This window comes from Corynebacterium sp. HMSC074E01 (genome assembly GCF_001808885.1).
Lineage (GTDB): Bacteria > Actinomycetota > Actinomycetes > Mycobacteriales > Mycobacteriaceae > Corynebacterium.
In genome coordinates, this window is the sequence record NZ_KV794847.1 from 355389 (window position 1) to 379831 (window position 24443).

Here is a 24443-nt window from a genome sequence, read left to right on the forward strand (position 1 = left end):
GGCAAGAAATCGGTTCTCACGAGATAGGGAGAAATCAAAGATGAGCGGGTTCGTGGAACCTGTCAGTCGGCGTGGATTGCTCGCCGGAAGTGCTGTGGCGGCAAGCGCGGTAGCGCTTGCAAGCTGTGCGAAAGGGGATGAACCTGGACAGGCATCTGCGGATGCCTCCCGCGCAGCGCAGGCTGGTGACGCCGGAAGCACCGGCCCGGAAAGCCGCGAGGAGACCATGGGTGGCGATATCGTCGCCTTCGACGGCAAGCACCAAGCGGGCATCCAAACTCCAGTCCAGGCGCACGTGGAACTGGTGGGCTTTAACCTGAAAAAGGGGACCACCGCTCGCGGCGCGGCCGCGCTCATGCGCCTGTGGACGGAAGATGCCCGCCGCCTGTGCACCGGTGAGAACCCGTTGGGCAGCCTCGAACCCGAATTGTCTACCACCCCAGCAAACCTCACCATTACGTGCGGTTGGGGAGAGGGATTTTTCGACACGGTGGACGTCGCCAAGCCCAGCTGGCTGCGCGATATCCAGCCTTTTGACCACGATGACCTCCGTCCGGAATGGGGCCAGACGGATATCGTCCTGCAGATCTGCAGCGATGATCCTTTCACTGCTGCCTTCGTGATGCGGCATATGACCCGCGCGGGCAAAGATTATGCTGAAGTTGCCTGGATCCAGCAGGGATTCAGCCATGCCTATGGTTCTGCACCGAAGGGTGTTACTCCGCGCAACCTCTTCGGGCAAAAGGACGGAACGGTCAATCCCCGAAGCGATGAAGACTTCAACGAGCAAGTGTGGATCGAAGAAGGCCCCTTCGCTGGCGGCAGCGCCATGGTGGTGCGCCGCATCCACATGAACCTGGACACATGGGAGCAGCTTGATCGCGCGGCACGCGAAAACTCGACTGGACGCACGCTTGATACCGGAGCTCCTATAGGCGCTAAGGACGAGTTTGACCCGGTGGATCTGGATGCGCGAAACGAGTTTGGGCTCAAAGCTATTGATGAAAACTCGCATGTCGCCAGAGCGCATCCGCCGGCAGAGCATCCGGAGCAAAAGCTTCTGCGTCGCCCGTATAACTACAACCTGCCGCCGACTCCGGAGACCACCAAGCGCGGAGAGCTCAGTAACGCTGGATTGATCTTCATCTGCTACCAGAAGGATCCAACGGCCCAGTTTGAGCCCATTCAGGCACGTCTTGATGAAGCGGATCGTCTCAACGAGTGGATTACCCACATTGGTTCGGCCGTCTACTACATGCCGGCCGGAACTGAGGATGAAACCTTCTGGGGCGAATCGCTCATCCGCAGTTAAGAGGGGTAGACTAAGCCGCTGTAACTTTCTCGTTGAGTGCTGCTCGGCCAGGTATGTCGAGTGGCGCGTGAGCGCAAAGGAGCGCACCAAGTCATGGCGGAAATGATTCCAGCAGTCCCGGTGAACTACGAACCAATCACGGTCCCGGCCGGTACTGCCGTGGGAGCAGCGATGCGCGAGCATGAGCTGCCCAACAAGGGCCCCGAAGCAGTAGTCGTCGTCCGCGGCGCCGACGGTACTCTCTACGACCTTTCCCACACGCCGGACACTGACGCCGAGTTCACTCCGGTTGCTGCCTGCGAGGAAGATGGCCGCGCCGTTATCCGCCACTCCTGCGGACACGTCATGGCCCAGGCCGTGCAGGCGGAATTCCCCGGTACCAAGCTGGGTATTGGCCCGGCCATCGAGAACGGCTTTTACTTCGACTTCCAGACCGCTGAGCCCTTCACCCCAGAGGACCTGAAGGCCATTGAGAAGCGCATGAAGAAGATCATCAAGGGCGGCCAGCGATTTGAGCGCCACGTCTACTCCTCCCCGGAGGAAGCAGAGCAGGCGCTTGCTGCCGAGCCGTTTAAGCTCGAGCTGGTCCAGGACAAGGGCAACGTGGACCCTGATTCCGACGAGGCCGCTGAGGTGGGTGCCGGGGATCTGACTCACTACGACAACGTCAACCCGCGCACCGGCGAGGTCGAGTGGTTCGATCTGTGCCGCGGCCCGCACGTTCCGACCACCAAGTACATTCCAGCATTTGCCCTGACGCGTTCTTCTGCCGCCTACTGGCGCGGTGACCAGTCCAAGGCTGGTCTGCAGCGTATCTACGGCACCGCCTTCGAGTCCAAGGAGGCCCTGGAGTCCTACAAGACCATGGTCGAAGAAGCTGAGAAGCGCGACCACCGCCGCTTGGGCGCTGAGCTGGACCTGTTCTCCTTCCCGGATGAGATTGGCTCTGGTTTCCCGGTGTTCCACCCCAATGGCGCCACGGTGCGCATGGAGATGGAGGAGCACTCCCGCCGCCGCCACATTGCGGACGGCTACTCCTTCGTGTCCACCCCGCACCTGACCAAGGGCGACCTGTTCAAGAAGTCCGGCCACCTGGATTTCTACGCGGATGGTATGTTCCCGCCGATGCAGCTCGACGGTGAGTGGGATGAGGACGGCAACTGCACCAAGCAGCCGCAGGACTACTACGCCAAGCCGATGAACTGCCCGATGCACAACCTCATCTTCGCTTCTCGTGGTCGTTCCTACCGTGAGTTGCCGCTGCGCCTCTTCGAGTTCGGAACGGTCTACCGTTACGAGAAGTCGGGCGTTATCCACGGCCTGACCCGCGCCCGCGGCTTTACCCAGGATGACTCCCACATTTACTGCACCCCGGAGCAGCTCGAAGAAGAGCTGACCAAGGTTCTGGAGTTCATCATTTCCTTGCTCAAGGACTACGGCCTGGATGACTTCTACCTCGAGCTGTCCACTAAGGACCCGAACAAGTACGTTGGCTCGGATGAGATCTGGGAGCGCTCGACGGCTATCTTGCAGTCGGTTGCGGAGAAGTCCGGCCTCGAGCTGGTCCCGGATCCAGCGGGTGCAGCATTCTACGGCCCGAAGATTTCCGTTCAGGCTCGCGATGCCATCGGCCGTACCTGGCAGATGTCCACCGTGCAGCTGGACTTCAACCTGCCGGAGCGCTTCGAGCTTGAGTACACCGCGTCGGATGGCTCCAAGCAGCGCCCGATCATGATTCACCGCGCACTTTTCGGTTCCATCGAGCGTTTCTTCGGTGTGCTACTGGAGCACTACGCCGGCGCCTTCCCGGCATGGCTGGCACCGCATCAGGTGGTGGGAATCCCGGTCGCCGATACCTTCGCCCCGCACCTTGAGGAAGTCTGTGCACAGCTGCGCGCACGCGGCCTGCGCGCTGACGTGGATACCTCTGATGACCGCATGCAAAAGAAGATCCGCAACCACACCACCGGCAAGGTGCCATTCATGCTCCTGGCCGGTGAGCGCGACGTCGAAGCAGGTGCGGTCTCCTTCCGCTTCCTCGACGGAACCCAGGTCAACGGTGTACCGGTCGAAGCGGCAATCAATGTTATCGAAGCATGGGTTCGTGAGCGCAACAACGAGCAACCGACGAAGGACAGCATCGCCGAGCGCGTCTAGATGCATGTGCATCTAGGCAGAGGCTAGAAAGGGAGAACACTAAGAGTGGGAGAGTACGTCGATACCGGCCTGGGAACCCCCGACCGCTTAGAGCGCCTGTGGGCGCCGTACCGCATGAGCTACATCAAGCGTGAGGGCGGCGCCGGCGACGTGCCGAAGAAAGCCCATAATCCGTTCGTGGAGATTCCACAGATGTCGGACGAGGACGGGCTCATCGTTGCCCGCGGCGAGCTTGTCTACTGTGTTCTCAACCTCTATCCCTATAACGCAGGGCACATGATGGTGATCCCATACCGCCAAGAATCTGAGCTGGAAAACCTCACCGAGCAAGAATCTCGCGAGCTCTTCCAGTTTGCGCAGGCCGCCATCCGCGTCCTTAAGAAGGTCTCCGGCCCCGATGCCGTCAATGCTGGCTTTAACTTGGGACGCGCCTCGGGTGGCTCGGTGGGGCAGCACCTCCACATGCACATCGTTCCGCGCTGGAGCGGGGACTCAAATTTCATGACTATCGTGGACGGCGTCAAAGTGCTGCCGCAGCTCCTCAAAGACACCCGCTCCCTGTTGGCGCAGGGGTGGGCGGAGCTCGCCGCCGAAGGAATTATTTCAGGAGAAGCGCATGCTTAGTGTTCATGGGCGCAAACCCGCCGCCGTGGTTGTGGTCCCAGTGGCCAAACTCTTCCTGAAGATGGGGCTGACACCCAATGTCGTTACCGTCGTGGGCACGATCGTCACGATTGCTATTTCGGTTATCCTGATCCCGCTTGATCACCTCTTTGCGGCTGCTCTGCTGTCGGGACTCTTCGCCGCTTTCGACATGCTTGACGGCACCATGGCGCGCCTGACCACCGGCGGATCCAACTTCGGCGCGACACTCGATGCCTCCTGCGATCGCATTACCGACGGCGCTTTGTTCGCGGCGATCGCCTATTGGATGGTGTACGTCGATAACGCCCACCCTCTCAACTTCGCTGCCTGCATGATGGTGCTCGTGAGTTCCCAGGTCATCTCCTATGTCAAGGCGCGCGGAGAAGCCTCCGGTTTTAAGATGGTTGGCGGACTCGTCGAGCGCCCCGAGCGGCTCATCTTGGGCCTCGGCGGCGTGGGCCTGGAAGGCTTGGGCGTGCCTTATGCACTCGAGGTTGCCCTGTGGCTGCTGGCCGTGGGCTCTGCCTTCACCATTTACCAGCGCATGCGCCAAGCAGCGCGTCAGGACACCAAGGCGCGTTTCAAAAAGGATCTGAAGCACCTTTAATCCGACATTCTCTTCCACCGGAAGGTACAGCGCCCCCGGCCCACACAGAAAGGCTCCCGAACCGTGGCTCTACTGGACCGTGACCGGCTGACCGCCGCTGCATACATCGCGTGCTGGAAGGTTGTGCGCTTCCTTCCCCAGCCGCTGGCTGCCTGGTTGTTCGAACGCGGTGCAGATCTGGCAAGTAACAACGGCCAAGGCATGGAACAGCTGCGCCAGAACCTGAGCCGGGTCGTTGGGGCGGAGAACGTCACGCGGGAGCTGGTGCGGGATTCGATGCGCTCCTATATGCGCTACTGGCTCGAGGCTTTCCGTCTGCCTGCCATCCATTCGGACCCTGATCTGCAGAGGCGTCTATTGGCGGGCCTGCGCGGCAAGGAACACGCCGATGCCTCCGTGGCTTCCGGGCGCGGGGTGATTTTCGCGCTTCCGCATTCAGGCAACTGGGACATGGCGGGTGTCTTCTGCGTGGGGCACTATGGCAGCTTCACTACGGTGGCTGAGCGCTTGAAGCCAGAAGTGCTTTTCGATGCCTTCGTGGACTACCGCGAAAGCCTTGGCTTCACTGTCCTGCCACTGACCGGTGGCAGTTCTTCTCCTTACCCGCGTCTGAAGGACACGCTGGAACGCGGTGGGGTGGTGTGTTTGTTGTCTGAGCGGGACCTCACGCGCACCGGTGTGGCGGTAGACTTCATGGGCGAAGAAGCTAATGTTGCCGCCGGCCCCGCCCAGCTGGCCATCGAGACAGGAGCTGCACTCCATGTCGTGCACTCGTGGTTTGACGGTAAGGACTGGGGGTTGTCGGTCAGCCCCGAGGTGGAGGTCACTGACCTGCAGGAGACGTGCCAGCGCCTCGCGGATGGCTTTGCGGAGAACATCAGGGCACATCCAGAAGACTGGCACATGTTGCAGCCACACTGGAACGCCGACGTAGAACGCCGGCGCGCTGCCCACCAGAAGAAGTAGAAAGGCAGACACAGACCATGCGCATAGGCATCATCTGCCCCTATTCTTTCGATGAACCTGGTGGGGTTCAGGCCCACATTCTTGACCTGGCCACTGTCTTCATTGAGCAAGGGCATCACGTGGAAGTGCTGGGCCCCGCGGCGGTGAGCACGCAGGTTCCCAGCTTTGTGCACAAAGGCGGCTGGGCGGTGCCGATTACCTATAACGGTTCCGTGGCTCGTCTCGCCATTGGCCCGCACGTGCGCCGCAATATTAAGCGATTCATCCGCGAGGGAGATTTCGATATCCTCCATATCCACGAACCGAACTCCCCAAGTTATTCCATGGTTGCTCTGGCAGTGGTGCGTGGGCCCATCGTGGCGACATACCATGCTTCGGCCTCGAGCTCTCTGGCATTGACCCTGGCTAAGCCTTTCCTCCGCCCGTACTTGGAGAAGGTTCGGGGAGGTATTGCGGTTTCAGAGATGGCTCGGCGCTGGCAGGTTGAGCAGTTGGGAGGGGACCCTGTGCTCATCCCTAATGGGGTCGACACCTCTGTTTATGCTCGCGAGCGTGCCCGTGCCGAGCATAAAGAGAATGATTCAGAGATTGAGATTGTGTTCTTGGGCCGCCTCGATGAGCCGCGAAAAGGCCTGGACATTCTTCTTGAGGCACTCACGCTGCTCCCGCAGCAGGTCCGGGTGACGGTCATGGGCGGGGGACACCCGCGACGTGTTCCGGGGGTTGACTTCGTGGGGCGTGTCAGCGATGCCGAGAAAGCGGCCATTTTGGGGCGCGCTGATATTTATGTGGCTCCCAATACAGGAGGTGAAAGCTTCGGCATTGTTCTCGTTGAGGCTATGGCGGCTGGATGTGCAGTGGTGGCTTCGGACCTGGAGGCTTTCGCTGCGGTGTGCAACGCAGACTCGGAGGAACCCGCAGGCGCCTTATTCAAGAATGGGGATGCGACCGACTTAGCGCGGGTGTTGCAGGATCTAGTGACCCATGCCGACAAGCGGCAGGCCTTGATTAAAACGGGGGTGGAGCGTGCCCGCGAATACGATTGGGATCATGTGGCCGCAGCTGTCATGCAGGTATATGAGACCGTGGCGGATGGTACGAAGGTGCGGGTGTCCTAAATGGCTATCGAGGTTGTCATCGCCCTCGCTGTGCTCCTCGTACTCGGTATGTGGGCGCTGTACACGGCGCAGCGGCTCAACTCGCTCCACATCCGCACCGATGCAGCTTTGGCGCAGCTTGAAGCCACTCTGGATCGCCGCGCAGCAGTGATAAGTGCCTTGGCTCCTGAGCTTGAGGTCATCGCGGCGCGTGCAGAGTCAACGGAGCTTGCGCAAGGGCATTTCGATGAAAGAGCCACCCGGGAACGGGAGCTCTCGGCGGCTATTGCGCAGCGCTTTGAGTCACGTCCGGCCGTGCTTGCCGACGCCGAGGGCCGCATCCACCTAGCGCATCGCTTCTACAACGAGGCAGTCAGCGATACCCGCGCGCTGCGCCTGCGTCCCGCGGTCAAGCTGCTGCGTCTGGGAGGAACAGCAAAATTGCCGGAGTACTTTGAGCTTAGCCAGATTGACGTGTGATTCTCCCGCGCCTGTCACCCCGCGTCTGATTCGCTCGTGCCACGCGGTACTCAAGCAGGTGCCAATAGACGGCAAAAGCGGTCATTGCCAGGATGAGCAGGTTGCGCAATAACAGCGCGTAGACCGGATTGGGGTTTTCTCCCACATGGAGCCAGATGTAGTTATAGCCATAGGGGTAGATAACGGTTCCCAAGGCAGCGGTTCCCACGGCGAGTACCGCAATGATGGCACGGATCCCTCTGATATCAGCGGCCACCTTCTTCGAAGCTGTAGGTGGCGCGGGGATAGGGGAGCGGAGCGTCACCGCTAGTATCGGCCCAAGCCACACGATGTACTGCGGGGAGAAGACCTTGTTCGTCGCGATGAGAAGGAGGATCGCCGCGATGAAGAAGACGAGGGTGGAGTGCGGACTCCAATTCCCGCGTAGAAAGTGCACGAGTGCTACTCCCACGATCCACACGAGGGCTGCTCCCATGGCAATGCTGCTCAAAACAATTGCCGTGTCGACGCCAGGACCGGAAATTTCATAGCTTTTCGAGGCCGCGTATCCCATCGTCCACACATCAGGCTGGCGATGAGCTTGGTACACGAACCACGTGGCGGCCAGAGATTCGATCTGGAGGCCGCGCTCTCCTTGATAAGTCAACGGGGATAGAACTCTGTCCATGCTGGTCATTGCTGCCACGCCGATGCAAAGGGCAATGAGGCTTCCAAAGAACGCGGCTAGTCGCTGCCACGTAGCGCGAGAGGTTGCGCGCCCGACAAGCCCGGCAGCGAGGACACCAGGCCACAGCTTCGCTGCGGTGGCCCAAGCCAACAGAACCGAGGCAAGCCGCGGGCGGGTGGCCAGAAGTGCGCCCGCACCAGCAACCAGCAAGGCGGGGTAGAGATCGAGCCGCCACGTGAATACGTGTCCCGCCGCGGTGCCGAAGAATACCCAGAACCACCCGGCGCTATACGCCCCTGGGGTGGAGCGGTGATGGCGAAGGAGGAGGGCGAGGAAGGTGGCGTCGGCAAGCAGCATCATTACCGTAAAGCCGATGGCATAGCGCTCAAAGTCGTAGCCAGTAAGCCACGCGAGCAGAACGCTGGGCCAGGTACCGACTTGGGGATATTCCGTCATGTCGCTGGGGTTAGCGCCGTAGACGCCCTCGAGGTAATAACGAACGTCCCCGAGCGGCCCCTTCTCGTTGAGGAGTAGGTAGATGAGGAAAAGGCGTGCCAGCACCCAGCCAGCCCAGATACTTGGGGCCTTAGCGATTATTTTCAATGGCGGACTCGACGTCGACGGGCGGTCCCAACATGAGCAGAACGCTGAACACTACGGCTACGACGAGTAGCGCAATGAGCGCGGTGCGCACAGGGTGGCGAATGGCCTGTGCCAAGATCGTGTCGAAGACACCGTGTGGCTCCGAGTCATCGTCATTGCTAAACCGCCACGGGCCGGCGACGAGTCCGCGCCGCGATACCCATACAGCAAAGGGCAAGGCCGCGAAAGGGATTACGGTTACGGCCAACCCCAGAATTCCCACGCCAAGTGACCACCGGTTATTGATCCAGACCAGCGCCGTCATGAGCAGGAAACAGAGGAAACCGAAGCCGTGGATACCTCCCGCGATGGGGGTGAGTACTTCGGTCGTGCCGGAGTACTTGAGGATCATGGAGAAGATCAGCAGGCCCCACGTGAACATTTCCAGGTACGCGGCCACACGGTGCACGCTGTGCGGGGTGGTTGAAGTCATGCGGAATATAGTACGCAACTCCCGAGAGCGGATCAGCACGTGAGTAGGATGGTCGGGGTTAGTGTGGCGAGCGCCATAACAGAAAGGAAAGGGGAGCAGAACATGGCATCGGTGGCCCAGGCGGTCGATATCGAGCGGATCGGTGACGACGAGTTCCGCGGCCCTGTGGTTCCCTCGCTCATTACACGCACCTTTGGCGGACAAACCATGGCGCAGGCGCTGCGGGCAGCGCAGCTTACTGTCGATGAGAAGCTAGTGCACTCTATGCACTGCTACTTCGTGGGCCCGGGCGATTCCAGCGTTCCCACTACCATCCAGGTCGAACGGATTAGGGATGGCCGTTCTTTTGCTCATCGCCACGTGCGGGTCTACCAAAAGGACCGCATGATTTTCATGCTCAGCGCCGGTTTCCACGCGACTGGGGATATCGGCCCTGAGCATCAGGCCGACATGCCGCAGGTGCCGCCGCCGGAGAGCATTACAGAGTCCCCTTACTCCACCCGGATCATCTTGAAGGAGTGGGAAGACTGGGACGTGCGGCTCGTTCCGGATGCGGACCGCGATGCTGTCGCTGCCGAAACCACCGGGGCAGGGTTTAGGAATATCTGGTTCCGCAACACCGGTGATCTGCTTGCTGCTACCTCCGACCAATCCCTCCACCAAGCAGCGCTGCTCTACATGTCCGACATGACGTTGATTCGCACGGCGCTGCTCCCGCACCAAGGGGAGAGGATTCAACTAGCCAGCCTGGATCATTCGCTGTGGTTCTTGCGCCCGGTCCGGGTGGATGAATGGATGTTGTACTCGCAGTCGAGTCCCTCAGCGCAGACAGGGACTGGTCTCGCGCAGGGCAAGATCTTTAACCAACGCGGGGAGCTACTCGCCGTGGCCATGCAGGAGGGGCTGACGCGGACCATGCATCCGGAAAGTGAGGGCACCAGCGCCAACGGCAATTGGCAAAACGTCTAAGGCCTAAATCAGTTTTCTCCACTGGATTCTGCAGCCGACGCAGTCGGGGCACGGCCCCCTGTGCTGGTGGAGGCTTGCTGAGGCCGTATACTTACAACAGTTTCCACACAAGTTTTTAAGCCACATCGAAAGGGATGACATGGCAGGCCACTCTAAATGGGCAACTACGAAGCACAAGAAGGCGGCGAACGATGCCAAGCGTGGCAAGGAATTTGCCAAGCTGATCAAGAATATCGAGGTGGCAGCACGCACCGGCGGCGGCGACCCCGCAGCCAACCCCACCCTCGATGACATGATCAAGAAGGCCAAGAAGGCCTCCGTTCCCAACGACAACATTGAGCGCGCCCGCAAGCGCGGCTCCGGCGAAGAGGCCGGTGGTGCCGACTGGGAAACCGTGATGTACGAGGGCTATGGTCCGAACGGCGTGGCCATGCTCATCGAGTGCCTGACGGATAACCGCAACCGTGCGGCGACCGACGTTCGCACCGCGATGACCAAGAACGGCGGCAACCTCGGCGAGTCCGGCTCCGTCGCGTATATGTTCTCCCGCACCGGTTTGGTCATGGTGGAAAAGGGCGAGCTCAGTGAAGATGACATCCTTCTTGCAGTCCTCGAGGCCGGCGCCGAAGAGGTCAGCGATAACGGCGAGAAGTTCGAGATCACCTGCGCACCGGGCGATGTTCCCGCTGTGCGCGAGGCTCTCGTTGCTGCCGATATCGAGGTCGATGACACTGATACCGACTTCCGTGCTTCTGTTGAGGTGCCGCTGCAGGCAGATGATGCCCGCAAGATCTTCCGCCTCATCGATGCTCTCGAGGATTCGGATGATGTCCAGAACGTTTACACCAACATGGACCTAAGCGAAGAGGTCCTCGCCGAGCTGGGCGAGGACTAAGGAGACTAGTCGAGATTGAGGCCTTCTATGCCATGAGCAGTCACCGTCTCTGACAGTGGTGCGCGGCCCGGGGCAGTCTTGAACACGGGGCTGGTCTGGTCTGCTACGCCGAAGGTTAGGGCGGTGACGAGCTTGTGTTCCTCGTCCACGCCTAGGAACTCACGGACGGTTGGGGCGAGCAGCGAAATCATGCCCTGCGGGACGCCGTGATAGCCGTGCGCCTCGAGGGAGAGCAAGAAATTCTCCGCATAGGTGCCTTGGTCGAAGGCGGCGCGTATGCGGTCACCCATCGGGGGAATGAAAAGCAGTGCGGTGTGCGGGGCGCCGAAGAAGCGAAGGTTTTCACGGATAAATTCCGTGCGCGCTTCCTTATCCTCGCGCGCAATGCCGAGGAGTCCATACATCTTGGCCGCTAGCTGCTGAGAGCGCTGCGGGTGAACGCCTTGACCGTATTCAATCGTAAAATCTGGGTTGATGCCGTTCTTATCAAATTCGGCTATGAGAGCATTGCTTAGGTCCTGCAGTGCCGTACCGCCGACGAGGTGCACATTCCACGGTTGGGTATTGGAGTTGGAGGGGGCGGATTGGGCGTCGATAAGCACCTGCTCTATGACCTCGGTGGGGAGTGGTTCTGGAAGGAACGCGCGCGGTGAATGGCGGGAACGGATAAACTCTGAATAGTCATTAGGATGTTGAGACATGCGCGCCACTCTACGCCGCGCGGTAGGACAGGCGAGTAATCGGCTTGGGGACTGCCTAGACTAGAACACATGTGTGTACACTGTTCCTAGATAAACAAACGCATCACAAGGGCGCGTGTGACAAGGGTGAGGAGGCGGCCGTGAACTTGGAGGGGTTGCGCGTCATGGGTATTGATCCTGGTCTAACGCGCTGCGGCCTGTCAGTTGTCCAAGCCGGTCGTGGGCGTGGGGTTATTCCCATCGCCGTAGGCGTTGTGCGCACCCCCAGTGACAAGGATTTGGGGGAGCGCCTGAAGCGACTATCGGTGGCGGTCCGGGGGTGGATGGATGACTACAAGCCGGATGTCGTGGCCCTCGAGCGCGTATTCGAACGCGGTCAAGTCTCCACCGTGATGCAGACCGCCCACGCAGTCGGGGTATTGGTCCTTGCCGCAGCAGAGCGGGATATCCCGGTACACATGTACACCCCTTCCGAAGTCAAGAAAGCAATTTCGGGCAATGGGCGCGCTGATAAGAAGCAGATGACCGCCATGATTACTCGAATTTTGGGGCTCAGTGAGGCGCCTAAGCCGGCCGACGCTGCGGATGCCCTAGCCCTGGCCGTGTGTCACTGCTGGCGCGCACCAGCCCTGGCATGGATGACCGGCGGTGATGCGAGCGCTGGCGTCGGGGCCGGGGCACGCACCAGCGGAGTGCGGGGTACCTCGCCGCGCACCGCGTCCGTCTCCCGGGCGGCGAAGACGACCTCCTAAGCTAACTGGCACAACCACTCACACCAAGGAAACTCATTAATGATTGCATCTTTGCGTGGAACCGTCTTAGACATCCAGCTTGATCACGCCGTGCTCGAGTGCGCTGGCGTGGGCTATAAGGTCCTGGCCACCCCGGCCATGCTGGGAACCCTACAGCGCGGCGAGGAAGCGAGGGTCATGACCACGCTCGTGGTCAAGGAAGACTCGATGACGCTCTACGGCTTTACCAGTCAGGATGACCGCGATATGTTCCACGTCCTCCAAACGGTTTCTGGCCTGGGGCCAAAACTGGCTCTAGCTGCCCTGTCCGTGATGAGCGCGGGCGATTTGGCTCAGGCGATTGCGGGGGAGGAGGCCGCACGCTTGCAGAAAATCCCGGGAGTGGGCAAACGCGTTGCGCAACGGTTAATCCTAGAGCTCAAGGATAAGGTCAAGGCCTTCGCGCCGGCAGATAACGCAGAACTCTCGGCTGCTGCCCCGGCCGCAGCCGGGCCGGTGGTTGAGGATGTCGTCGAAGCGCTTATTGGGTTGGGCTTTACTGATAAAATGGCCCGCCCCGTGGTGGAATCTGTGGTGGCAGAGCAACCTGATGCGGCGACGCCGGTAGTGTTGCGCGCTGCGCTGAGCCAGCTCGGCGCCAAGAAATAGGGGAGAGTGGGTGACATGTCAGACGTAGAACGCACTGAGTTTAAGCTGCCGGAGGGGATGGATTTAAGCTCACCACCGCAGCGTAACCAGGATGTGGACGCCACTGAGCAACAGGGCGAGCACGATATTGAGCGCTCTCTGCGCCCAAAGTCCCTCGATGAATTCATTGGCCAACCCAAGGTGCGCGAGCAGCTGTCGCTCGTGCTCAATGGCGCGAAGAACCGTGGTGTCACCCCGGATCACGTGTTACTCTCTGGCCCGCCTGGGTTGGGCAAGACCACCATGGCGATGATCATCGCCCAAGAGCTGGGAAGCTCCTTGCGTATGACCTCGGGCCCGGCGCTGGAGAGGGCAGGGGATTTGGCGGCGATGTTGTCGAACCTGATGGAGGGTGATGTGCTCTTCATCGATGAAATTCACCGCATCGCCCGCCCGGCTGAGGAAATGCTCTACATGGCAATGGAGGATTTCCGCATCGATGTCATCGTGGGCAAAGGCCCGGGAGCGACCTCCATCCCGCTGGAAATCCCACCTTTTACTTTGGTGGGAGCGACAACCCGCGCGGGCATGCTAACCGGACCGTTGCGTGATCGCTTCGGTTTCACCGCGCAAATGGAGTACTACGATACTGAGGATCTCACCCGGGTCATCAGCCGTGCAGCGCGCATTCTGGAGGTGGACATCGATCAGGATGCCGCGGTGGAGATCGGCTCCCGCTCGCGTGGAACGCCGCGTATTGCCAACCGGCTTCTGCGCCGAGTCCGCGACTATGCCGAAGTCAACGGGGATGGACATATTGATGTTGCAGCTGCCCAGGCGGCGCTGCGGGTCTTCGACGTCGATGAGCGCGGATTGGACCGCCTTGACCGCGCGGTGCTCGGGGCTTTGATCAAGGGCCACGGCGGTGGCCCCGTAGGAGTGAATACCTTAGCTATCGCGGTGGGCGAGGAACCATCGACGGTGGAGGAGGTCTGTGAGCCCTATCTCGTGCGCGCCGGCATGATCTCACGAACTGGCCGCGGCCGTGTGGCAACAGCCGCTGCATGGCAACACCTAGGACTGGAGCCGCCCGAGGGGGCGGTTGGCGGGACCCTTTTTTAATTGGCCCGGAGGTAGGGCGGTCTGGCACACTGGCCTTTTATGAACGGAACTCAACTTCTTCTTCTCCTTGTCCTCGCCATCCTCGTCATCTTGCCGAGCTTCATGTCGATGCGTGCGCAGCGCAAGCGCCAGGCGCAGATGCAGAAGCTCCAATCCTCGCTGCAGGCGGGGCAGGAAGTGATTACCGCCGGCGGCCTCCACGGCACCGTCGTGGAAGCCCGCGGCGAGCAAGTTGATCTGCAGGTAAAGGATGGCACGGTGATGACCTTCGACACCATGGCCATCGTTCGCTCCGCTGACGCAGCCAGCGCGAACACTAATGAACCGGTCGAGGCGGAGGACGAGAGCGACGAGCGCTTCCCGAAACTCTAAAATTGCGTTGCGCTCGTCACAGTACGGGCGCGTACCTTAAGCCTGTTAAGGAAAACAACGGTCCATGACGTACCATGGTGGACTGTGCTTTAGTCATGGTGGCACCGCGGCGTCCAGTGCGTGCGCGGCGTTAGCTGCCATGACCTATGATTTTTAGCCCTGTTCCTCACAACACAGGAGATCTTTGTGTCCGCTTCGAAACGTGGTGGCGTTAGCAGCCGTCAACGGCAATGGCCCAAGCGTGCGATGGCGCTCTTCGCGCTCATTGTCATCGTGGTTTATGCGCTGATATTTTTGACCGGTGATAAATCACCAACCCCCAAGCTCGGCATTGACCTGCAGGGCGGAACCCGCGTAACCCTGGTGCCACAGGGTGAAGACCCCACCCAGGAACAGCTGCAGCAGGCGCGCACCATCCTCGAGCAGCGCGTGAACGGCATGGGCGTATCCGGCTCTGAGGTCGTCATCAGCGGCGACAGCTTGGTCATTACCGTTCCCGGTGAAGATGCTTCCCAGGCGCAGGCCGTGGGCCAAACCTCCCAGCTGTTGTTCCGCCCAGTGGGCGAGCAGCCAATGCCAGATATGGACAAACTTGAAAAGACCATGACGGACATGGCTAACCGCTGGGTTAAGTACGGGGTAGTAAGTCCGGAGCATGCCAACCAGTCGCTGGCCTCCATCCACGAAGCACTCAACCAGAGTGCCGACGCTGCCCAGGGCGGCGATCAGAAGGACAAGGAGAAGGATGACAATTCACCGGCTCCGACCGTGAGCGAAAAGCCGCTTCCGGACCCAGCGAACTCCCTTGAGGAAACTGAGCGCCGCGACAAGGTCACTGAGGTTCTGCTCAAGGACCGCCAGTCCGAAGACCCTACCGTGCAGACCGCAGCCCTGGGGCTGATGACCTGTGATGCGGAATCTGATCCGCTGGCAGGTACCGACGACCCCGCAAAGCCCTTGGTGGCTTGTGATTACTCGAATCAGCAACCCTACATTCTTAACCCGGCTCCGCTGCTGGACGGTATTGACGATCCGCACGGAACTCGCCTGACCGGTAATGAGATTGATAACAACGCCCCGATTCAGGGCGGGCTGAATTCTCAGACCGGACAGATGGAGATTAACTTCGCCTTCAAGACCGGCGATGGGCCCAATGGTTCGCAGACCTGGGCCACCCTGACCCAGGAGTACCTGCAGAAGCAGGTGGCTATCACCCTTGACTCCGCCGTGATTTCCGCGCCGGTGATCCAAGGTGCGACCCCGGTTGGTTCTGCTACTTCCATCACCGGTGACTTCACGCAGGAGGAGGCCCAGAACCTGGCCAATAACCTCCGTTATGGTGCGCTCCCGCTGTCCTTTACCGGCGCTAACGGCGAGCCGGGCGGCACGGTAGAAACCGTTCCGCCATCGCTGGGTAAGGCAGCTCTTGAGGCAGCGCTCATCGCGGGCATCGTGGGCCTCATTCTGGTTTCGCTGTATTCCATCTACTACTTCCGTGCTCTGTCTTCGGTGGCCCTGTTGGTCCTCATCGCAACCTGCGTCCTGCTTTATGGCGCACTGGTTCTGCTGGGCCGGTGGATCGGTTACTCGCTTGACCTTTCCGGCATGGCGGGCTTGGTTATCGGTATTGGCGCCACGGCTGACTCCTTCGTGGTTTACTACGAGCGTATGAAGGATGAGCTCTTGAGCGGACGTACCTTCCGCTCCGCCACCCGCACTGGTTGGGAGCGTTCGCGAGCCACGATTGTCACCGGTAAGGCCGTGACCCTCATTGGCTCCGTGGTGGTCTACTTCTTGTCCATTGGCGCAGTCAAGGGCTTCGCCTTCACCATGGGCCTCACCACCATCTTCGACCTCGTCGTATCCTTCCTGATCATGGCACCGCTCATGCAGCTTCTTGGTAGCCGCCCGGCCTTTGCCAAGCCGTCCATGAACGGCCTGGGCGGTATTTACAACCTTGTGGAGGAGCGCCGTGAACGCGGCTTTTATGCCAAACCGGCCAAGAAACTCGTGGCTACTGCTACGGATGAGGAGAAGTAACCATGGCTGTCGAAACTACTAACCGCAAGATTTCCCGTTTTGACCGTCTCTATGTGGACGGCAGTGGATTTGACTTCGTGGGCCGGGCTAAGACCTGGTACACCATCGCCGGCGTGCTGCTTATTGCCTCGATCCTGGCTATCGTACTTCGCGGCTTCAATCTGTCTCTTGATTTTGAGGGCGGAACGAAGCTCAACATGCCTGCCGGCGATCTTTCTACTGAACAGGTAGAAGAAACCTTCACTGAAGCCACCGGTGTCACTCCGGAGCTGGTGCAGATTGTGGGTGCCGGTTCCTCGGAGACTCTGGAGATCACCTCCGAGCGCCTATCGCAGGAGGAGGTTAACCAGGCCCGCCAGGCCATCTTTGAGACGTACCAAGTCAAGGACGACAACGGCAAGCCGAGCCCGGATGCAATTGGCTCCTCGACGGTGTCGGAATCCTGGGGTTCGTCGATCACCCAACGCATGGTCGTTGCCATGGCGGTCTTCCTCGTACTGGCCACCATTTATGTGGCGGTCCGCTTGCAGCGCGATATGGCCTTTGCCGCAATCCTCGCGCTCATCTTTGACGGCGTCTTCATCGCGGGTATCTACGCGCTCTTCGGCTTCGAGGTGTCCCCGGCCGTCATCATCGGTCTGCTGACAGTTCTGACCTTCTCCCTCTACGATTCCGTCATTGTCTTCGACAAGGTGGATGAGAATACAACGGGCCTGGAAGGCCAACGCAGGAAGACCTACGCCGAGCTCACTAACTTGGCCGTTAACCAGACCGTGATGCGTTCCATCTCGACCTCCGTGATTTCGGCCTTGCCTATCATCGCGCTGTTCGTCGTCGCTGTGTGGTTGATGGGCATTGGTACTTTGCGAGATCTGGCATTGGTCCAGTTCATTGGCGTTATTGAAGGTGTCTTCTCCTCTATCTTCCTAGCCACCACGTTGCTGGTGACCTTGTCGAATCAGCGCAAGAGTGTCAAGAAGCACAACGAGGTGGTCGCTGCCTACCGTGCTGAGGGTGGGAGCGCCGAAGCAGAGGGTGAGGATGCGCCGAAGGCAACGCGCACCGTGGCATCCCCGGCCGCAGCTTCCGCACCAGCCGTAACGCAGACCGAATCCGGGCCGCGTAGCGACGAGTCTGGTAGGGCGTCCTGGCGCCCTGGGCGCTAAACCGTGCGTATTCCATCAGTCGCGGCGCTGCTTGCAGCCGTAGCGCTTGCTGTGACCGGATGCGGGGCACAGGAAGGCGGCACTGACAAAGACACACCACCTTCGCGCTTTGCGGTGCTGGCCGACGCCCCCATTGCCACCAGCAATGCCGCCACGGCGTGGGGGGATGCGGTGGGTGCTGCCCAGCTGGCAAGCCGCGTGTTCCCGGCACTCTACGTACCGGGCCCGGCGGGGCAGATGGTCCCTAATTCAGATCTCGCCGATGCTGAATTCTTCCCCGCCGAGGGGGAAAACGCTGGGGCGCACGTGGACTTTACGCTTACCGAGCAGGCGCGTTTTGCCGACGGCGAACCCGTGACCTGTGACGACTACCTTTTGGCCTTTACCGCCGGGCAGTTGAGCGAGACTTTCGGTTCCCACCTTCCACTGATGGAGGAAGTGACGGAGGTGGAATGCGCGCCCCATAGCAAGAAGTTCACCGTATGGTTTACACCCGATTCCGGTTCGCGGTGGCGCTACTTGTTTGGGCCGGGTTCGGTAGTCCCAGCACACGTGTTGGCCAAGCGGGCCGAAATGAGCATCGAAGAACTCAATGCAGCTCTGCATTCCCAGGACGTTGCGACTTTGCAGCCGGTAGCAGAGGCGTGGCGCTATGGTTTCTCTATGGAACCAGGCCGCTTTGACCCGGAGTTACAGGTTTCCTTCGGTCCTTATAAAATCGAACGCGTGGAGGATGACGGTGCTATCGTGCTGACCTCCAACGAAAACTATTACGGCGATAAGCCGACTCTGCGCGAAATCCTCATGCTTCCGAGAAGCGCAGACGCCGCCGCGTTTGTCGCCTCAGATGAGCTCCGCGTTGCCGAAGCCGCCACCGCGTCACCGTCGTGGTTCGACCGGGATGCAGAGGGCAAGCCAGTGGAGGTGACGTCTGTAGCGGGAAGTCTGACAGACACCTTAGTATTCTCCGATGCTGGGACTCTTTCCCAGCCGTGGGCACGCGCTGCCTTTGCGGCCTGTGTGGATGCACAGCGTTTGGCGCAGGTCTCGTCGAAGGAATCGGGCGTGGACGTTCCTGCTGTCACAGTCCGTACCGTGCGCAATGATGATCCGGTCGCGGCGCAGATGTCCTCGCTGACAACCGTTCCGCTAGACAATGCAACGGCATCCGGCCTATCCGGCTACACCATCGGAGTGGGTTACCTCGCGCCTAACCCGCGTTATAAGGCGATGGTGGAGGAGCTCCGCGCGGCGTGCGAACCGGCGGGAATCACGGTGGAGGACCGTTCCGGTGAGCGGGTTTCCCGTGCGCAATTGGCCGCAGATCCTGCAAGTGGGCTGCCGGAGATAGATGTCTACCTCGACGCCGTGGATCCGATGCGTGAGCATTCCGCGCCGTCCTCTAGCGTGAAGCACGCGGCGGCGCTGCGGAATCTGGAGCAGGAATTGTGGGAGGAGCTGCCTTCTATTCCCATCGCCGCGCAGCCTCGCACATTCATTGTCGACCGCGCTGTCACCGGCGTGGTGCCCTACACTGGCCTTGCGGGTATCGGGTGGAATCTCGACCGTTGGAGCTATAGCCCCACAACAGCAACTGAAACAAAGGAAGAGTCGTGAGCGAGATTTACGTCGCAGCAGCACAAGCCTTGAAGGATAAGGTGCGCCTTGTCCAGGATTTCCCAGAGGAGGGAATTCTTTTCGAGGATCTGACCCCGGTGTTGGCTGATGCTGATTCCTTCACCGCGGTTGTCGATGGCTTGGCAGAGGCCTGCAAGGAGCTTGGCGCTGACATGATCGGTGGCCTCGATGCACGCGGTTTCCTGCTGGGTTCAGCCGTAGCCTACAAGCTGGGACTAGGTATTTTGGCTATTCGCAAGAAGGGCAAGCTCCCGCCGCCCGTCTTGACCCAGGAGTACGAGCTGGAATACGGCACTGCAGCACTGGAGATCCCCAATAGCAGCATTGACATTAAGGGCAAGCGCATCGTGCTTGTCGACGACGTCCTCGCCACCGGCGGCACACTCCACGGCGCCACCTTGCTCTTGGAATCCGCTGGAGCTGAAGTCGTGGGCAACGTCGTGGTCTTAGAGGTTCAAGGACTTGAGGGCCGCGAGCGCCTGCAAGGTTCTCCGCTGATTGTGCTCAACCAGATGGGGTCGAAGGACTAAGGTTGTATGCCTAAGCTACTTCGCGGAGGCAGACATGACGACTGAAAAGCAGGACAAGACTGCATGGCGGCCAGGCAGCGTGCGCGGCATGTCCGCCCGCTTGGCCCGCTCCCTGACGGGTGGCCGAGTAAAGATTAACCCGGCGCTGGACCCTTTGATGTCTATCCACCGGGAATTTCATCCGAAGGCGGACGCGGAGCTGCTCAACAATGCCTACACCACGGCACAGCGCCTGCACGAAGGCGTTTTCCGTAAGTCCGGCGAGCCCTATATCACGCACCCGTTGGCGGTGGCGACCATTGCGGCTGAAATTGGTATGGACACCACGACTGTCGCGGCGGCTTTGCTCCACGACACGGTGGAAGATACTGACTATTCGCTGGAGGACCTTACCCGTGACTTCGGTCCCGAGGTGGCCCGGTTGGTCGACGGCGTAACGAAGCTCGACAAGGTCGCCCTCGGTGCCGCCGCGGAAGCAGAAACAATCCGCAAGATGATCGTGGCCATGGCCACCGACCCGCGCGTGCTCGTCATCAAGGTGTGCGACCGCCTGCACAACATGCGGACCATGCGCTTCCTGCCACCCGAGAAGCAAGCGAAGAAGGCACGCCAGACCCTCGATGTCATTGCGCCGCTGGCTCACCGCCTAGGAATGGCCAGCGTCAAATGGGAGCTTGAGGATCTGGCCTTCGCCATCCTGTACCCAAAGAAGTACGACGAAATCGTGCGCATGGTGGCGGATCGTGCTCCCTCACGTGATCGAGCGCTGAAGGAAATTAAGGCCCAGGTAGGCCAGGCCCTCAAGGCCAATGGCATTGAGGCCGAGGTCATGGGGCGCCCGAAGCACTATTGGTCGATTTACCAGAAGATGATCGTGCGCGGCCGTGACTTCGCGGAAATTTTTGACCTCGTGGGAATTCGCATCCTCGTCGATGACATCAATTCCTGCTACGCGGCCATTGGCGTGGTGCATTCGCTGTACCAAGCTCTTCCAGGGCGCTTTAAGGACTATATTTCCTCGCCGCGCTTCGGCGTCTACCAATCACTGCATACCACCGTGATCGGAGCGGGTGGGTCCACCCTTGAGGTGCAGGTGCGCACGCACGAGATGCACTATAACGCGGAGTTTGGCGTGGCCGCCCACTGGCGTTATAAGGAAACTAAGGGCAAGAATTCGGGCCACCAAGAAGAAGTGGACCAGATGGCGTGGATGCGTCAGCTGCTGGATTGGCAGAAGGAAGCTGCAGACCCCAACGAGTTCTTGGATTCCCTGCGCTATGACCTTACGGCCAAGCAGATTTTTGCCTTTACCCCCAAGGGTGACGTGGTTAACCTGCCCGCCGGTTCTACCCCTGTGGACTTCGCCTATGCGGTGCATACTGAGGTCGGGCATAGGTGCATCGGTGCCAAAGTCAACGGCAAGCTCGTAGCCCTGGAATCGGAGCTGAAATCTGGCGATAAGGTCGAGATCTTTACCTCTAAGGATCCGAATGCTGGTCCCTCGCGGGATTGGCAGGACTTCCTCGTATCACCTCGGGCAAAGACGAAGGTGCGGCAGTGGTTTGCCAAGGAGCGCCGTGAAGAGCACCTCGAGGCCGGACGCGATGCCTTGGCTGCTGAGGTACAACGTGGCGGTTTGCCCATGCACAGGCTGTTCACTGCCAGCTCGATGAAGCAGGTGGCTGAGCAGCTGCACTATCCAGATGTGGACGCGCTGTACACCGCCATCGGCGCGGGCCACGTGTCGGCGCAGCACGTTGCCAACCAGCTCATGGCCCTTTTCGGGGACCAAGACGATGCCGTCGATGCCTTGGCTTCGCGTACCCCACTGAGCGAGCTGGAAAACTCCCGCGCTCAGCACACGAAGGATTCCGCTGCCGGTACCGGAATCTTGGTGGAGGGCAGCCCAGATGTCATGGCCAAGTTGGCGAAGTGCTGCCAGCCGGTGCCTGGTGACGCTATCTTTGGTTTCGTCACCCGCGGCGGTGGTGTGTCTGTCCATCGAGCGGACTGCACCAATGCCGAAAAGTTGAAGTCCGAGCCGGAGCGCATGATGCAGGTCGAGTGGGCCGGCGGACCGAAGTCTTCCGGCGCATTCGCCGCAACCTTGCAATTGGAGGCGATCGACCGCCAAGGCCTGCTTTTTGAGCTCACGCGAATCTTCAGCGAGCAGAGCCTCAACGTGCTGTCGATGACGTCCAATCGCGGTGATGATCACATCGCCACCGTGCGCTTTTCTTTCTCGGTTTCCGATACCAAGCAGCTGGGGCAGCTCATGACAACGTTGCGCAACACGGAGGGTGTCTTCGACGTTTATCGCGTCACCGCTTAACCCGCCACCCCCTGATTCGGGGGTGCATGGCTGAACTCAAGGTTGCGCGTGGGTGAAACTGGGAAAGATCTTTGATGAACGCGCAGGTGGCGGATTCAACGTGCGCTGCGCCTTCGTGATGCATGCGTTATAAACACGTGGACAAGATTCCTCTCATTCTCAGGAGAACCACGTGAACTTCCGTCGCTTTGGCCAGCTACTGGCCGCTACCACAGTCACCGCCGTTGCACTCTCCGGCGCACCTGCTTTCGCCGCTGAAGCTGACCAGGTGACCATTTCCGTTACTAATTTCACCGACTTCCACGGCCACCTTGAACCTGCGAACGACCGTGCGGGCAATCCTGATGAGCTCGGTGCTGCACGTATGGCAGCCCTTATCAAGCACGTCAACCAGGACCAGGAATACGCGTTGACTTCCTCCGGCGACAACGTCGGTGGTTCTCCGTTCGTGTCTGCCATCACCGGTGACAAGTACACCACCCAGGCCTTGAACGCCATGGATCTGGATGCAACCGCCGTTGGTAACCACGAGTTCGATAAGGGCACCGAAGACCTTACCGGGCGCATCATGAAAGAGTCTGATTTCCCAATTCTTGGCGCCAACGTGATGAAGGACGGGAAGCGCCTGCTCGAGGCTTCCGCAGTCCGTGAGATCAACGGTGTGAAGGTCGGCTTCGTCGGTACCGTCACCGAGAACACTAAGTACAAGGTGTCCGCTGCGTCCATCCCGGGCGTCGAGTTCACCGATCCAGTACAGGCCACTAACGAGGAGGCCACCCGTCTGAAGGAATCCGGCGAGGCCGACGTTGTTGTCGCCTTGTTCCACGAGGATGCACAGGGCTTTGCCAAGGACTTCAACAAGGACGTTGACATCCTCTTTGGCGGAGATACCCACCAGAAGACTGTGGGCGAGGTTGAGCGTGAAGGTGCGCTCCCGCTGCAGTGGGCACAGGGCCACGAGTACGGAAAGCTTCTGAATGACGCCGACATTACCTGGGACAAAGCAGAGAAGAAGGTCACCAAGATTGAGCTGAAGCAGTACACAGCTGCCGACGCCGCAGAGCTTGCCGACGACCCAGAGGTTGCCGAGATCGTTGCTCAGGCCAAGGCCGAGTCTGACGAGGAAGGCAACAAGGTTGCCGCCACCATCGAGCAAGCCATGTACCGTGGTTCCGATGAGGGCGGCGAGCCAGGCTCCAACCGTGGTGTGGAATCTACCCTCAACAACTACATTGCGGATGGCCAGCGCTACGCACTGTCCCAGCAGATTGGCAAGGACATTGACCTTGGCATTATGAACGCCGGCGGCGTCCGCGCAGACCTCAAAGCAGGGGAGGTTACCTACAAGGACATCTTCGCGGTCCAGCCTTTCGGCAACCAAGTTATCACCGGCACCGTTTCCGGTCAGGAGTTTATCAACGCCCTAGAGAACCAGTGGCAGCCAGGCAGCGAGCGCGCTCGACTGGCTATGGGCCTGTCCAACAACGTCACCGTGGTTTATGACCAGAAGGCAGAGCAGGGCAACCGCGTCAAGGCAGTGACCATCAACGGCGAACCGCTCGATCCGAAGAAGGACTACACCATTGCGATGTCCTCTTTCCTCGCTCCGAGCGAGACCGAGAAGGGCGGCGATGGCTACTTCAACGCCGGTGCGCTGAAGGACCGCAACGACGTCGGCTACATGGACACCCAAGCGATGATTGACTATGCCAAGTCCGACAAGGCTGAGGTGCGCACCGGCCAAGGCCAGATCGGTGTCCACATCGAAGGTGATGTGAAGCCGGGTAACGAAATCGCTATTGACCTGTCCTCTCTGAACTACTCCAATGCGGAGGAACCGCAGGCTAAGAAGGTCAGCGTTGCTCTTGGTGATGCAAAGGCAGAGGCCGAAATCGACAACGCCGCGCAGGAAGGGGACAAGGGCTTCGGTGAGCGTGGCCGCGCAACCGTCAAGCTCACCATCCCGGAGGGGCTGAAGGGTGAGCAGAACCTCGTCATTACCACCGATGCGGGTACTGAGGCTGTTCTTCCGCTGTCCCTTGATGGCCAGGATGGCTCGCAGGATGGTGGCTCCGCTAAGGACGCCGGCTCCTCCATAGGCTTGGGAGTAGGCATCGCTGCCGCAATCGCTGCTGCCATCGCGGCAGTTATCGGTGCAATTAATATGCCGGTTGCTGCACTCCCAGCGCCGGTACAGCAGATGATTGAGCAGCTGCGCAAGCAGTTCAACATCTAGTCACTTCTAATGCACAGGCCCGCACTACGGTGCGGGCTTTAGCTTTTTCACCCGGAA

22 protein-coding genes are annotated in these 24443 nt (G+C 60.1%); 19 read left to right on the forward strand and 3 right to left on the reverse strand.

Annotated features, from left to right (window positions below; genetic code table 11):
• The first annotated feature begins 40 nt into the window (after positions 1 to 40).
• The 7 genes from HMPREF2537_RS07710 (at position 41) to HMPREF2537_RS07740 (ending at position 7264) form a co-directional block, all read left to right on the forward strand.
• The gene (locus tag HMPREF2537_RS07710; protein ID WP_070527311.1) at positions 41 to 1312 is read left to right on the forward strand and encodes a Dyp-type peroxidase; all 1272 of its coding nucleotides are present in this window, start codon (positions 41 to 43) and stop codon (positions 1310 to 1312) included.
• A 93-nt stretch (positions 1313 to 1405) separates the two neighbouring features.
• Positions 1406 to 3469 carry a threonine--tRNA ligase gene (thrS, locus tag HMPREF2537_RS07715; RefSeq protein ID WP_070527315.1) on the forward strand — a complete coding sequence of 688 codons (2064 nt, stop codon included), beginning with the start codon at positions 1406 to 1408 and terminating at the stop codon, positions 3467 to 3469.
• Positions 3470 to 3514: 45 nt separating this feature from the next.
• Positions 3515 to 4093 (forward strand): ATP adenylyltransferase, encoded by a 579-nt coding sequence (locus HMPREF2537_RS07720; RefSeq protein ID WP_070527318.1) that lies wholly within the window; start codon positions 3515 to 3517, stop codon positions 4091 to 4093.
• Positions 4086 to 4721, forward strand: a complete 636-nt coding sequence (pgsA, locus tag HMPREF2537_RS07725) for a phosphatidylinositol phosphate synthase (protein ID WP_070527321.1) — start codon at positions 4086 to 4088, stop codon at positions 4719 to 4721. Before HMPREF2537_RS07720 ends, pgsA begins: the two co-directional genes overlap by 8 nt.
• A gap of 63 nt (positions 4722 to 4784) precedes the next feature.
• The gene (locus tag HMPREF2537_RS07730) at positions 4785 to 5687 is read left to right on the forward strand and encodes a phosphatidylinositol mannoside acyltransferase (protein ID WP_070527324.1); all 903 of its coding nucleotides are present in this window, start codon (positions 4785 to 4787) and stop codon (positions 5685 to 5687) included.
• A 17-nt stretch (positions 5688 to 5704) separates the two neighbouring features.
• Positions 5705 to 6805 (forward strand): glycosyltransferase family 4 protein, encoded by a 1101-nt coding sequence (locus HMPREF2537_RS07735; RefSeq protein WP_070527328.1) that lies wholly within the window; start codon positions 5705 to 5707, stop codon positions 6803 to 6805.
• Positions 6806 to 7264 (forward strand): LemA family protein, encoded by a 459-nt coding sequence (locus HMPREF2537_RS07740; RefSeq protein ID WP_070527330.1) that lies wholly within the window; start codon positions 6806 to 6808, stop codon positions 7262 to 7264.
• On the opposite strand, the gene HMPREF2537_RS07745 is transcribed toward HMPREF2537_RS07740, so the two are convergent.
• Both HMPREF2537_RS07745 and HMPREF2537_RS07750 read right to left on the reverse strand, forming a co-directional pair.
• Positions 7245 to 8492: a DUF2029 domain-containing protein gene (locus HMPREF2537_RS07745; RefSeq protein WP_070527333.1), complete on the reverse strand. Its 1248-nt coding sequence runs from the start codon at positions 8490 to 8492 to the stop codon at positions 7245 to 7247. The two genes, HMPREF2537_RS07740 and HMPREF2537_RS07745, sit on opposite strands and share 20 nt — an antisense overlap.
• Before the next feature lie 25 nt (positions 8493 to 8517).
• Positions 8518 to 9006: a DUF3817 domain-containing protein gene (locus HMPREF2537_RS07750; protein WP_070527336.1), complete on the reverse strand. Its 489-nt coding sequence runs from the start codon at positions 9004 to 9006 to the stop codon at positions 8518 to 8520.
• A gap of 102 nt (positions 9007 to 9108) precedes the next feature.
• Here HMPREF2537_RS07750 and HMPREF2537_RS07755 point away from each other — a divergent pair, with 102 nt between their 5' ends.
• On the forward strand, positions 9109 to 9975 hold the full coding sequence (locus tag HMPREF2537_RS07755) for an acyl-CoA thioesterase (RefSeq protein WP_070527339.1): 867 nt from the start codon (positions 9109 to 9111) through the stop codon (positions 9973 to 9975).
• A 139-nt stretch (positions 9976 to 10114) separates the two neighbouring features.
• Complete coding sequence (locus HMPREF2537_RS07760; protein WP_070527343.1) at positions 10115 to 10870, forward strand: YebC/PmpR family DNA-binding transcriptional regulator; 756 nt, start codon at positions 10115 to 10117, stop codon at positions 10868 to 10870.
• Positions 10871 to 10875: 5 nt separating this feature from the next.
• Here HMPREF2537_RS07760 and HMPREF2537_RS07765 read toward each other — a convergent pair whose 3' ends face one another.
• Entirely contained in the window at positions 10876 to 11571 is a 696-nt protein-coding gene (locus HMPREF2537_RS07765; RefSeq protein WP_083298992.1) for a nitroreductase, read from the reverse strand.
• A 140-nt stretch (positions 11572 to 11711) separates the two neighbouring features.
• Here HMPREF2537_RS07765 and ruvC point away from each other — a divergent pair, with 140 nt between their 5' ends.
• The 10 genes from ruvC to HMPREF2537_RS07815 all read left to right on the forward strand — a co-directional run bounded on the left by ruvC (position 11712) and on the right by HMPREF2537_RS07815 (position 24386).
• On the forward strand, positions 11712 to 12323 hold the full coding sequence (ruvC, locus tag HMPREF2537_RS07770; protein ID WP_070527350.1) for a crossover junction endodeoxyribonuclease RuvC: 612 nt from the start codon (positions 11712 to 11714) through the stop codon (positions 12321 to 12323).
• A 39-nt stretch (positions 12324 to 12362) separates the two neighbouring features.
• Positions 12363 to 12971, forward strand: coding sequence for a Holliday junction branch migration protein RuvA (gene ruvA / locus HMPREF2537_RS07775; protein ID WP_070527353.1), 609 nt, complete (start codon positions 12363 to 12365; stop codon positions 12969 to 12971).
• A 15-nt stretch (positions 12972 to 12986) separates the two neighbouring features.
• The gene (gene ruvB, locus HMPREF2537_RS07780; protein WP_070527613.1) at positions 12987 to 14072 is read left to right on the forward strand and encodes a Holliday junction branch migration DNA helicase RuvB; all 1086 of its coding nucleotides are present in this window, start codon (positions 12987 to 12989) and stop codon (positions 14070 to 14072) included.
• A gap of 39 nt (positions 14073 to 14111) precedes the next feature.
• Positions 14112 to 14444, forward strand: coding sequence for a preprotein translocase subunit YajC (gene yajC, locus HMPREF2537_RS07785; protein ID WP_070527356.1), 333 nt, complete (start codon positions 14112 to 14114; stop codon positions 14442 to 14444).
• 246 nt (positions 14445 to 14690) lie between these two features.
• The gene (gene secD, locus HMPREF2537_RS07790; protein ID WP_210383640.1) at positions 14691 to 16484 is read left to right on the forward strand and encodes a protein translocase subunit SecD; all 1794 of its coding nucleotides are present in this window, start codon (positions 14691 to 14693) and stop codon (positions 16482 to 16484) included.
• 2 nt (positions 16485 to 16486) lie between these two features.
• Entirely contained in the window at positions 16487 to 17650 is a 1164-nt protein-coding gene (gene secF, locus HMPREF2537_RS07795) for a protein translocase subunit SecF (protein ID WP_070527362.1), read from the forward strand.
• A gap of 3 nt (positions 17651 to 17653) precedes the next feature.
• A complete protein-coding gene (locus tag HMPREF2537_RS07800) occupies positions 17654 to 19267 on the forward strand; it encodes an ABC transporter substrate-binding protein (RefSeq protein ID WP_070527365.1) in 1614 nt (537 codons plus the stop codon).
• Entirely contained in the window at positions 19264 to 19818 is a 555-nt protein-coding gene (locus HMPREF2537_RS07805; protein WP_070527368.1) for an adenine phosphoribosyltransferase, read from the forward strand. The genes HMPREF2537_RS07800 and HMPREF2537_RS07805 overlap by 4 nt, the downstream gene beginning before the upstream one ends.
• 34 nt (positions 19819 to 19852) lie before the next feature.
• Positions 19853 to 22150: a RelA/SpoT family protein gene (locus HMPREF2537_RS07810; RefSeq protein ID WP_070527372.1), complete on the forward strand. Its 2298-nt coding sequence runs from the start codon at positions 19853 to 19855 to the stop codon at positions 22148 to 22150.
• Positions 22151 to 22322: 172 nt separating this feature from the next.
• Positions 22323 to 24386: a bifunctional metallophosphatase/5'-nucleotidase gene (locus tag HMPREF2537_RS07815; protein ID WP_070527375.1), complete on the forward strand. Its 2064-nt coding sequence runs from the start codon at positions 22323 to 22325 to the stop codon at positions 24384 to 24386.
• Positions 24387 to 24443: the final 57 nt, after the last annotated feature.